The sequence below is a fragment of the Falsiroseomonas oryzae genome, from assembly GCF_027856955.1.
GTDB lineage: Bacteria > Pseudomonadota > Alphaproteobacteria > Acetobacterales > Acetobacteraceae > Falsiroseomonas > Falsiroseomonas oryzae.
Genome location: NZ_JAPSMD010000208.1, coordinates 1 through 9,363, shown reverse-complemented (window position 1 = coordinate 9,363; position 9,363 = coordinate 1). Strand labels below are relative to the sequence as shown.

The 9,363-nt window shown below is 71.8% G+C and carries 8 protein-coding genes; 5 read left to right on the top strand and 3 right to left on the bottom strand.

Annotation, left to right across the window (positions count from 1 at the left end; all coding sequences use genetic code 11):
- The 5 genes from OZN99_RS18470 to OZN99_RS18450 all read left to right on the top strand — a co-directional run.
- The coding region (locus OZN99_RS18470) for a penicillin-binding transpeptidase domain-containing protein (RefSeq protein ID WP_270936739.1) at window positions 1–1,380 on the top strand (1,380 nt) is incomplete at its 5' end.
- A 144-nt stretch (window positions 1,381–1,524) separates the two neighbouring features.
- Window positions 1,525–1,845, top strand: a complete 321-nt coding sequence (locus OZN99_RS18465; RefSeq protein ID WP_270936738.1) for a hypothetical protein — start codon at window positions 1,525–1,527, stop codon at window positions 1,843–1,845.
- Window positions 1,846–1,935: 90 nt separating this feature from the next.
- A complete protein-coding gene (prfB, locus tag OZN99_RS18460) occupies window positions 1,936–3,066 on the top strand; it encodes a peptide chain release factor 2 (RefSeq protein ID WP_270936737.1) in 1,131 nt (376 codons plus the stop codon).
- Window positions 3,067–3,099: 33 nt separating this feature from the next.
- Complete coding sequence (locus OZN99_RS18455; protein ID WP_270936736.1) at window positions 3,100–4,065, top strand: Bug family tripartite tricarboxylate transporter substrate binding protein; 966 nt, start codon at window positions 3,100–3,102, stop codon at window positions 4,063–4,065.
- Between the two features lie 74 nt (window positions 4,066–4,139).
- Complete coding sequence (locus OZN99_RS18450; protein ID WP_270936735.1) at window positions 4,140–4,802, top strand: class II aldolase/adducin family protein; 663 nt, start codon at window positions 4,140–4,142, stop codon at window positions 4,800–4,802.
- Between the two features lie 322 nt (window positions 4,803–5,124).
- Here OZN99_RS18450 and OZN99_RS18445 read toward each other — a convergent pair whose 3' ends face one another.
- The 3 genes from OZN99_RS18445 to OZN99_RS18435 form a co-directional block, all read right to left on the bottom strand.
- The gene (locus OZN99_RS18445; protein WP_270936734.1) at window positions 5,125–6,756 is read right to left on the bottom strand and encodes an acyl-CoA synthetase; all 1,632 of its coding nucleotides are present in this window, start codon (window positions 6,754–6,756) and stop codon (window positions 5,125–5,127) included.
- 140 nt (window positions 6,757–6,896) lie between these two features.
- On the bottom strand, window positions 6,897–7,703 hold the full coding sequence (locus OZN99_RS18440) for an enoyl-CoA hydratase (protein ID WP_270936733.1): 807 nt from the start codon (window positions 7,701–7,703) through the stop codon (window positions 6,897–6,899).
- A gap of 4 nt (window positions 7,704–7,707) precedes the next feature.
- Window positions 7,708–9,363 (bottom strand): AMP-binding protein (locus tag OZN99_RS18435; RefSeq protein WP_270936732.1); only part of this gene is annotated, 1,656 nt, incomplete at its 5' end.

Genomic DNA, 9,363 nt, shown 5'->3' with positions numbered 1-9,363 from the left:
GACCGCGAGGCGCGCATGGCCTGGCTGGAGCGGCCGGAGCCGCGCGGCGCGCCGCAGCCGCGCACCGCCACGCTCCCCTTCGACGAGGTGCAGCCCTGGGCCCGCTCCGTGCGCGAAGGTCGCCTCGGACCGCAGCCGCGCCGGCTGCAGGACGTGCTGGCGGCCGGCGACGTGGTGCTGGTGGAGATGCTGCCCGCCGCGCCCGCCCAGGGTCGCACCCCCGCCCGGCCGGAGCGCCTGACGCTGCGTCAGGTGCCGGAGGTGGAGGGCGCGGTGGTCGCGCTGGACCCCAACAACGGCCGCGTGCTGGCGATGGTCGGCGGCTGGTCCTTCGAGCGGTCCTGGTACAACCGTGCGACGCAGGCGATGCGCCAGCCCGGCTCCTCGTTCAAGCCCTTCGTCTACATGCCCGCGCTGGAGCAGGGCATCCCGCCGAACCAGCTGCTGCTGGACGCCCCGGTGGAGGTGATGACGCCGCAGGGCCTCTGGCGCCCCGGCAACTACGGCGACACCGCGCCGCAGGGTTGGGTGACGATGCGCAGCGCGATGGAGCGCAGCCTGAACCTGGTCACCGTGCGGTTGGCGCAGCAGGTCGGCATGGCGGCGGTGGCCGACACGGCCAACCGCTTCGGCGTGATCCCCAACATGCCGCGCTTCCTGGCCATGTCGCTCGGCGCCGGCGAGACCACGGTGCTGCGCCAGGCGGCGGCCTATGCCAGCTTCGTGAACGGCGGGCGGCAGGTGACGCCGACGCTGATCGACACCGTGCAGGACCGCCACGGCAGGCTGGTGTGGCGCACCGACCTGCGCCGCTGCGCCGGCTGCGACTCCACCGACATCGCCGCCGGCCCGCCGACGCTGACCGAGGAACGGCGGCAGATCGCCGACCCGGTCGCGTCCTTCCAGATGGTCAGCCTGCTGCAGGGCGTGGTGCAGCGCGGCACCGGCACCCGCGCCGGCGAGGGGCTCGGCCGCCCGGTGGCGGGCAAGACCGGCACCACCGACGACTACAAGGATGCGTGGTTCGTCGGCTTCACCCCCGACCTCGTGGTGGCGGTCTGGATCGGCTTCGACGAGCCGCGCAGCATGCGCGTCGCCGGCCTGCCCGATGCAGACGTGACGGGCGGCCGGCTGGCCGCGCCGGTGTTCCGCGACGTGATGGGCGCGGCGCTGCAGGGCAGCCCGGCGGTGCCCTTCCGCGCCCCGCCGGGCACCGCGCTGGTGCGCATCCAGATGGCGAACGGCCAGACCATCCTGGAGCCCTTCCGGCCCGGCACGGAGAACAGCGCCAGGCCGCCCTCCGATCCCTTCGCGGTCGGCCAGGCTGGCGGCGGGGGCTCGGCCGCGGGCTTGGACAGCGGGCTGGGTGGGCTCTACTGAGCCCAGGCCCCGCGCCGGGTGGCGCCAGAGCGACCTGTCGAACGAATTGACAGCAGTGGAAAGGTTCGGCGCGCCAACCCGTGATTTCAGCAGCTTGGCGGGTGGCATCCGGATGTCGCAACCGCCTTCGCCCTGACCGTCGTGGTGCCGAGCGCGCCTCGGGCAGCGCTCGTCCTCTACGACGACAGCTTCGTGGCCGATAACGGGCCTGCCTCGCCGCGAACCGGATCGTCGTCGGGCACGCATGCCTACGGCAACCTGAGCGGTCAGTTCACTGTGGATGACGCGTCCGGCCTCATCGTGGCCATGACCGGAGGCGGCCCGGTGATCGGGTCGGTGACGGCCATTGCGCCTCCCGGTACCTCTCTCGGGGCCCCGCCGCTCAGCGACAACGTCTTCTCGCTGGCCGCGCCGATCGGGCTTGCCGCCGTGCGGCGGTGGAAGGCGGCGTCGCCTGCCGCCTGACGCGGCTTGGAAAGCGGCCGGCCCTGGCCGGGGCCCGCCGCTCGCGCTCCGCTGGCGCGGCGAGGCGATCTGGTCTAACCCGCCCTCCCCATGCGCGCTGATGCCGAGAGCCTGAAGACCGAGATCGCGGAGAGCGTCGCGCTGCTCCGTCGCCACCTCGACTGGGACGCCGCTGTGGTGCGCCTGGCCGAGCTGAACGCGCGCGCCGAGGACCCGGAGCTGTGGAACAAGGCCGAGGAGGCCCAGGCGGTGATGCGCGAGCGCAACCGCCTGGCGTCCCAGGTCGAGGGCGTGCAGCGGCTGGAGAAGGACGTCGCCGACGCGCTGGAGCTGATCGAGCTGGCCGAGGCCGAGGGCGATGCGGGCACTGCCGATGCCGCCGTGGCCGACCTCAAGGCCTTCGCCGCCGAAGCCAAGCGCCGGGAGATCGAGAGCCTGCTCTCCGGCGAGGCCGACGGCAACGACTGCTACCTGGAAGTCAACGCCGGCGCCGGCGGCACCGAGGCGCAGGACTGGGCCGAGATGCTGCTGCGCATGTACACCCGCTGGGCCGAGGCGCATGGCTACAAGGTGACCATGACGGAGCAGAGCGAGGGCGAGCAGGCCGGCGTCAAGAGCGCGACGATCCAGGTGACCGGCCCCAACGCCTATGGCTGGCTGAAGACGGAAAGCGGCGTGCACCGCCTGGTGCGCATCAGCCCCTTCGACGCGGCGGCGCGCCGCCAGACCAGCTTCGCCAGCGTCTATGTCTATCCGGTGATCGACGACCGCATCCAGATCGAGATCAACCCGGCCGACCTGAAGACCGACACCTTCCGCGCCAGCGGCGCCGGCGGCCAGCACGTCAACAAGACGGAATCCGGCGTGCGCTTCACCCACATCCCGACCGGGATCGTGGTGGCCTCCACCCAGGACCGCAGCCAGCACCGCAACCGCGCCATCGCCATGGAGATGCTGAAGGCGCGGCTCTATGAGCTGGAACTGAGCAAGCGCGAGGCGATCAACGCTGCCACCGAGGCCGGCAAGACCGACATCGGCTGGGGCCACCAGATCAGGTCCTATGTCCTGCAGCCCTACCAGATGGTGAAGGACCTGCGCACCGGCGTGGAGAAGGGCAACCCTGCCGCCGTGCTGGACGGCGAGCTGGACGAGTTCATGGCCGCCGCGCTGGCGCTGCGCGTCGGCGCAACCCGGTCCGAGGCGAGCGCGCGGGCGGAGTAGCGCCGGCGGCACGGCGCTTGCTACGCTCCGGCCATGAAGCGACGCACCCTGCTTGCCGGCCTCGGCGCTGCCTTGGCCTCTCCCGCTCTCGCGCAGTCCTGGGCGCCGACGCGCCCGGTGACGCTGGTGCTCGGCTTTCCGCCGGGCGGCGCCTCGGATGCTGCGGTTCGCATCATCGCCCCCTTCCTCCAGGCCGCACTTGGCCAGTCCGTGGTGATCGACAACCGTGCCGGCGCGGGCGGGAACCTCGGCGCGCAGGCGGTGGCGCGCGCCGCGCCCGATGGCCACACCATCGGCTCGGCCAACATGGGCACGCTGGCGGTGAACCCGGCCCTGGTGCGCAACATGGGGTTCGACCCGGCGGCGGACCTGGCACCCGTCTCCATGCTGTTCAACGCGGTGAACGTGCTGGTCTGCCGGTCCAACCGGCCCTTCCGCTCGGTGGCGGACATCGTGGCGGCGGCGAAGGCCCGGCCCGAGACGATCAGCTACGGCACCGGCGGCGTCGGCTCCCCCGGCCATCTCTGCGGCATCCTGTTCGACCACATCGCCGGCACGCGCACCGTGCCGGTGCCCTATCGCGGCGGCGGGCCGCAGATGCTGGCGCTGGTGGCTGGCGAGCATGATTTCGGCTTCTCGCCCATGGGCACGGTGCTGAGCCATGTGCAGGCTGGCACGATCCGCGCCCTCGGCGTCGCGACGAAGACCCGTGCGGCGGAACTGCCCGATGCGCCGACCATGATCGAGGCCGGGCTGCCCGATTTCGAAGTGCTGAACTGGGACGGCATCATCGTGCCGCGCGCGACGCCCGCGCCGATCCGTGCCCGCATCGGCGAGGTGGTGCGGACGGCGCTGGCCGACCCCGCGCTGGTCGCCGCCTTCCGCCAGCGCGGCCTGCAGGCCTGGCCGACGACGGAGGCCGACATGGCCGCGCAGCTCGCCGCCGACGCGGCGAAGTGGCAGCCGCTGATCCGCGCCGCCGGCATCGAGCCGAGCTGACCAGCGTCTTTCTCCTTCGCGCTTGCTCCCTCTCCCGCTTGCGGGGGAGGGTTGGGGTGGGGGCCCGCGCGACCATGCCGAAATCGTTCGATTCGTCGGACCTCGACGCCCTGATCGCCGCCGCCCGCGCCCTCGATGCCGCGGGCTTCATGCCGCAGAAATCCGGCAACCTCTCGCTGCGCACGCCGCGGGGCTTCGTCATCACGCCCTCGGGCCTGCCCTACGCGGCCATGACGGCGGCCGAGCTGGTGGAGTGCGCGCCCGACGGCACGCCGCTGACGAACGGCCGCCCCTCCTCCGAATGGCGGCTGCATGCGGCGATCTACCGCGCGCGGGCGGACGCGCAGGCGGTCGTGCACACGCACAGCCCGCGCGCCACCGCGCTGTCCTGCGCGCGCCGGCCCATCCCGTCGCTGCACTACATGATCACGCTGGCCGGCGCGGGCGGGCGTCTCGGCATCCCCTGCGCGCAACACGCAACCTTCGGAACGGAGGCGCTGGCGCAAGCCTGCATCGCCGCGCTGGGCGCGGAGCTGCGCGCGACGCTGCTGGCGAACCACGGCGTCGTTGCGCTGGGCGCGACGCTCACCGGCGCGGTCGCGCTGGCGCGGGAGGCGGAGAACCTGGCGGGCCAGTATCTGGACCTGTTGGCGGCGCGGCTCGATCCGGTGCTGCTGGATGCGCAGGAACTCGCGGAGGCTGCGGCGCAGCTGAAGGACTACGGCCGCCCCGCCTGAACGTGAAGAAGGCCCGGCGGAGCGATCCGCCGGGCCTTCCGCATTGCCGGAGGCTTTCGCCGCGGCAGGCCTAGTGACTCGCCGTCGCAGTGGCGATGGCGATGATCCAGGCCGCGGACACGGCGTCGGCCGAAGAGCAATGAGACACTGGATCACCTCCTTTCAGTTGGTTGCGGATGAGCGAAGCTGGGGCGGGAGGCCCACGTCGCGCAAGCAAAATCGGCGTCAGCCGCCCTTCGCTTTCGCGCGCGCTCACTCCCGCGCCTTCGCGACCCCTTACCCTCGCGCCTTCGCGCCCGTTACCCTCGCGCCTTCGCGCCCGTTACCCTCGCGCCTTCGCGCGAAGCACATGCTTCTGGATCTTGCCCGTGCTGGTCTTCGGCAACTCGTCGAACAGCACGTGGCGCGGCACCTTGTACCCGGCCAGGTGCTGCTTGCAGTGCGCGATCAGCTCCTCCGCCGTCGCGGTCATGCTGGGGCGCAGCTCCACGAAGGCGCAGGGCGTCTCGCCCCATTTCTCGTCCGGCCGCGCCACCACCGCGGCGACCGCGACGGCCGGATGCTTGTAGAGCGCATCCTCCACCTCGATGGAGCTGATGTTCTCGCCGCCTGAGATGATGATGTCCTTGGAGCGGTCCTTCAGCTGGATGTAGCCATCCGGATACTTCACCGCGAGGTCGCCGGTGTGGAACCAGCCGCCGGCAAAGGCCTTTTCCGTGGCCTCCTTGTCCTTCAGGTAGCCCTTCATCACGACGTTGCCGCGCATCATCACCTCGCCCATGGTCGCGCCATCGGCGGGCAGCGATGTCATGGTGTCCGGTTCCATCACGTCGAGCGCTTCCAGCGCGATGTAGCGCACGCCCTGCCGCGCCATCAGCCCCGCCTGCTCCTGCGCGGGCTTCGCGTTCCACTCCCCGTGCCATTCGTTGACCACGGAGGGGCCGTAGCATTCCGTCAGGCCATAGACGTGGCAGACCGCGAAGCCGGCGGCCTTCATCGCCGCCAGCACCGCCTCCGGCGGCGGGGCGCCGGCGACGACGAACTGCACCTGGTGCGGCAGCGCCGCCTTCTGCTCCTCCGGCGTGGCGAGCAGCGTGGACATCACGATCGGCGCGCCGCACATATGCGTCACGCCCTCCGCCGCCATCAGTCGCCACATGTCGGGGCCGCGCACGGCGCGCAGGCAGACATGCGTGCCGGCCTGCGCGGTGACGGTCCAGGGGAAACACCAGCCGTTGCAGTGGAACATCGGCAGCGTCCAGAGATAGACGGGGTGCTTGCCCATCCCCGCGCTCAGCACGTTGCCGATGGCCAGCAGCTGCGCGCCGCGATGATGGTACACCACGCCCTTCGGCCGCCCGGTGGTGCCGGAGGTGTAGTTCAGCGTGATCGCGTCCCACTCGTCGCCGGGCATCACCCAGGACCAGGACGGATCGCCCCCGGCGAGGAACGCCTCGTAGTCCGTCGCGCCGTCCAGGCGGTTGGCGCGTGCGGCATCGGAGGCTTCCGGGTCGTCCACCTCGATGACCATCGGCTTCGCCTGGCACTGCGTCAGCGCCACGCGCAGCAGCGGCACCAGCTCCCGGTCCACGATCACCACCTTCGCCTCGCCATGGTCCAGGCAGTAGGCGATGGTGCCTGCGTCCAGCCGGGTGTTGAGCGTGTTCAGAACGCCGCCGGTCATCGGCACGCCGTAGTGGCATTCCAGCATGGCGGGGATGTTGGGCAGCAGCGCCGCCACTGTGTCGCCGCGGCCGATGCCGGCCCTGGACAGCGCATGGGCCAGCTGCACGCAGCGGTCGCGCAGCTCCCGGTAGCTGCGGCGCAGCGGCCCGTGCACCACGGCGACGTGGTCCGGATAGACCTGCGCCGCGCGCTCCATGAACAGCAGCGGCGTCAGCGGCTGGTGGTTGGCGGGAAGGCGCGGCAGGGCGTCGTAATCGGCGGCGGACATGGGTCCCAGGCTCCTCCTTGATCCGGCGAGGCTGGCGGGGCCCCCACCCCGACCCTCCCCCGCTATGCGGGGGAGGAAGGGACCCGCGCGACGCGCGGGAGGGTGGGGGCGCGACCGACCTCAGCCGCATGAACTCCGTTCTACCGATGCTTCCACACCGGCTTGCGCTTGCCCAGGAAGGCGCCGATGCCCTCGATCGCGTCCGCGGCCAGCAGGTTCTCGGTCATCACCGCGGCACAATGCGCATAGGCCTCGTCCAGCGTCAGGCCGCGCTGGCGGTGGAAGGCGGCCTTGCCGATCCGCACGGTGTGGGCGCTGCGCGTGGCGATGCGCGCGGCCAGCTCCATCGTCGCCCCCGCCAGCTCCTCATGCGGCACCACGCGGTTGACCAGCGCGATGCGCTCGGCGTGCTCGGCGCCGATCATCTCGCCGGTCAGCAGCATCTCCATCGCTGGCTTGGCGGCGACCGCGCGGGACAGCGCGACGGCCGGCGTCGAGCAGAACAGCCCGATATCGACGCCCGGCGTGGCGAAGCGCGCCTGGTCGCTGGCCACCGCCAGGTCGCAGGTCGCGACCAGCTGGCAGCCCGCGGCCGTCGCCACGCCCTGCACCTGCGCGATCACCGGCTGCGGCAGCGCGACGATGGCCTGCATCACCGCCGCGCAGCGCCGCATCGCCGCATCGAAGAAGCCACGGCCGCCATCGGCGTCGTCGCGATGCGCGGTGATCTCCCGCAGGTCGTGCCCGGCGCTGAACACCGGGCCCTCCGCCGCCAGGATCACCACGCGCACGCGCGCATCCGCCGCCACCTGCGCTAGTGCGTCCTGAAGCGCGCCCAGCATCGCGAAGGACAGCGCGTTGCGTGCCGCCGGTCGATTCAGCGTCAGAGTCGTGACGCCGTCCTCCGTGTCGGCCCGCAGCAGCAGTGGCGCGTCTCCGTCCGGCATCGCGCTATTTCTCCGCCGCCTTCAGCACGCCCCCGATCTCGTCCAGGATGGCGGGGTCGTCGATCGTGGGCGGCACGGCATAGGTCTCGCCATCGGCGATCTTGCGGATCGTGCCGCGCAGGATCTTGCCGCTGCGCGTCTTCGGCAGCCGCGCCACCACGCGCGCATCCTTGAAGGCGGCGACCGGCCCGATGCGGTCGCGCACCATGCCGACCAGCTCCTTCGCGATGTCGGCCTCCGCCCGGTTCACGCCGGCCTTCAGCACAACCAGTCCGATCGGCGCCTGGCCCTTCAGCGAATCCTTCACGCCGACCACCGCGCATTCCGCCACGTCCGGATGCGCCGCCAGCACCTCCTCCATCGCGCCCGTGCTGAGCCTGTGGCCGGCGACGTTGATGATGTCGTCGGTGCGGCTCATCACCGAGACATAGCCCTCCTCGTCGATCATCCCGGCATCGGAGGTGTTGTAGTAGCCGGGGAAGGTCTCGAGGTAGGCGCTGCGGAAGCGCTCGTCCGCGTTCCACAGCGTCGGCAGGTTGGAAGGCGGCAGCGGCAGCTTGATGGCCAGCGTGCCGATCTGCCCGCGCGGCACGTCCTGCCCGCCCTCGTCCAGCACGTGCAGGTCGTAGCCCGGCGCGGGCTTGCCGCCGGAGCCGAACTTCGCGGGGAACAGGCCGAAGCCGCGGAAGTTGCCGCTGATCGTCCAGCCCGTCTCGGTCTGCCACCAATGGTCGATCACCGGCTTCTTCAGCAGCGCGCTGGCCCATTCCGCCGTCGGCGGGTCGCAGCGCTCGCCGGCCAGGAACAGCGCCTCCAGCTTCGACAGGTCGTATTTCGCGACGAAGGTCCCCTCCGGGTCCTCCTTCTTGATGGCGCGCAGCGCGGTCGGCGCGGTGAACAGCACGTTCACGCCGTGCTGCGCGCAGACCCGCCAGAAGGCGCCGGGATCGGGCGTGCCGACCGGCTTGCCCTCGTAGAGGACGCTGGTGCAGCCCGCCAGCAGCGGCGCATAGACGATGTAGGAATGCCCGACGACCCAGCCCACGTCGGACGCCGTCCACATCGTGTCCCCGGCCTTGAGCCCGTAGAGCATGGACATGGAATTCAGCAGCGCGACGGCATGCCCGCCATTGTCGCGCACGATGCCCTTCGGCGCGCCCGTCGTGCCGGAGGTGTAGAGGATGTAGAGCGGATCGGTCGCCGCGACCGAGACGCAGGGATGCGCCATCGCCGCCGCCTCGGCTTCCAGGAAGTCGGTGTCGCGGCCGGGCGTCAGCTCGCAGGGGCTCTCGGGGCGCTGCAGGATGATGCAGGCGTCCGGCTGGTGCGGCGAGAGGCCGATGGCCGCGTCCAGCAGCGGCTTGTACTTCACGATCCGCCCGGGCTCGAGCCCGCAGGAGGCCGAGACGATCACCTTCGGCTTGGCGTCGGCGATGCGCGCCGCGAGCTCCGCCGCGGCGAAGCCGCCGAACACCACGGAATGCACCGCGCCCAGCCGCGCGCAGGCCAGCATCGCGATGGCGGCTTCCGGCACCATCGGCATGTAGACGATCACGCGGTCGCCCGCGCGCACGCCGCGCGCGGCCAGCGCGCCGGCCACGCGCGCCACGCGGTCGCGCAGCTGCGCATAGGTGTAGGTCGCGCTGCGCCCGGTGATCGG

Coding starts and splice junctions, on each gene's coding strand:
- prfB (WP_270936737.1), top strand. CDS start 1,936: ATGCGCGCTGATGCCGAGAGCCTGAAGACCGAGATCGCGGAGAGCGTC.
- OZN99_RS18455 (WP_270936736.1), top strand. CDS start 3,100: ATGAAGCGACGCACCCTGCTTGCCGGCCTCGGCGCTGCCTTGGCCTCT.
- OZN99_RS18450 (WP_270936735.1), top strand. CDS start 4,140: ATGCCGAAATCGTTCGATTCGTCGGACCTCGACGCCCTGATCGCCGCC.
- OZN99_RS18445 (WP_270936734.1), bottom strand. CDS start 6,756: ATGTCCGCCGCCGATTACGACGCCCTGCCGCGCCTTCCCGCCAACCAC.
- OZN99_RS18440 (WP_270936733.1), bottom strand. CDS start 7,703: ATGCCGGACGGAGACGCGCCACTGCTGCTGCGGGCCGACACGGAGGAC.